Below are 1,655 nucleotides of genomic sequence, written 5' to 3' on the forward strand. Positions count from 1 at the left end.
GGCGCGGTCCTGGCTTAGCGTTGGCCGAAGAGGCGAAGAAATCTGGGGAATGGTGCTGGGCGCTACCTTTCACGGGCAACGGACGCCGCGCGGCGAGCGCCCCATGCAACGCAGTTGCACAAGCCAGTTGAAGCCCTCGATAGCGCGCACCGTTTGATACATTCGTGCTATCAAAATTACAGCTAACTGATTCACGTTTTGACGATCTACGGTTACGCCCGCGTCTCGACAACAGAGCAAAACACCGCAGTCCAACTGGCGGCATTCAAACGCGCAGGAATCAAACACGTTGTGCAGGAAAAGCGCAGCGGCGTAGCGCGGCGCCCTGAGCTGCTAGCCCTCCTTGCAAAGCTTCGCCCAGGTGATGTGCTGGTGGTTTACAAGCTGGACCGCCTATCCCGCAGCCTGCGCGATCTGCTGCGACTGTGCGAGTCCTTGGAACATGCCGGTGTCGCGTTCCGCAGCCTCACGGAATCAATAGACACAAGCTCGCCCGCAGGCCGCATGTTCTTCCACATGCTGGGCGCCTTCGCAGAGTTCGAAAGAGCCATGATCCGCGAGCGTTGCGCCGCAGGATTTGAGGCCGCAAGGGCAAGGGGTCAGAAGTTCGGACGGGCACGCTCCATGCCCGAGAAAACCGAAGCGAAGTTGGTGCGCATGTACCTCTCAGGCAACTACACCATGCAGGCCCTTGCTGACCACTTCAACGTGCACACATCCAGCGTAAAGCGTGCGATCTATCGTGTCACCAAGCCTAACCATAGTAGTCTTAGTTAACATTACCGTTAACTAAAGCATGTTTATTGAGGGCAATTAATATGGTTACATCCTTAGAGCGCTTCAATTACTACTCTCAACAGGACGGTAAATTATTGGGCCATTCCACTCTAAACACGAAATTTGAGAGCACTGATATCGACGCCCTGCATCCAACGGCGGTTGCTGTGGAGACTCTTTTTGCGAAGCATGGGCTTTCGGTTGATCGAAGCGAGAGCCTGTCATCCATGGTGAATGCTGCTAAAAATCGCCAACAGAATTTTGACATTTTGGCTTTTTTCCAGTGCATGCTTCTTGAACGCATAGCGCCAGCGCTGCTAGAACTTGAGACAGATCCGAAAGCAGCCTTTCACCTCCGTGCACTTCTCGATGGATCTTTGAATCTGCTTAGTCCACAACAGACACAGTCGAAAGCTAAAGATACCCTTTGGGAACTCGAAATGCTTTCATTGCTGAGAAGGTCTGGTTTTGCAGCAGACCTTTTAGAACCCGATATTTCGTTTCCTTTCGAAAATCACACCATGGGAGTAGCTTGCAAGAAAATCTACTCACAGAAAAATGCTTACTCAGTTATCAAGCGGGCTATTTCTCAGATAGAAAAGCATGCAAATTTGGGCATCGTTGCTTTAAACATCGATGATCTCTACCCAACAAATCACATCATGCAAGTATCGAGTCATGAATCTGGGCGACGGTATCTTGAGCAGTTAACTGGAGACTTTTTCAGGGACCACGAGCCTGCAATTCGGAAGTACTTAGAGCCAGGTCGCGCAATGGCTTGTTTTGTTTCATGCTCTGCCATTGTTGACTCTCAAAAGGAGACCCCTCGCTTTTGCAATACCTCCAGCTTTCACGCATGGCACATTCCTGGACGACCA

2 protein-coding genes are annotated in these 1,655 nt (G+C 51.3%); both read left to right on the forward strand.

Going from position 1 to position 1,655, the window contains the following annotated elements; all coding sequences use genetic code 11:
- Positions 1-198 precede the first annotated feature (198 nt).
- Positions 199-777 (forward strand): recombinase family protein, encoded by a 579-nt coding sequence (locus tag AC04MI_RS25035; protein WP_436078194.1) that lies wholly within the window; start codon positions 199-201, stop codon positions 775-777.
- 41 nt (positions 778-818) lie between these two features.
- Positions 819-1,655: hypothetical protein (locus AC04MI_RS25040; protein WP_476499026.1), on the forward strand; the 837-nt coding region annotated here is incomplete at its 3' end.

The organism is Acidovorax sp. LjRoot204, assembly GCF_056175785.1.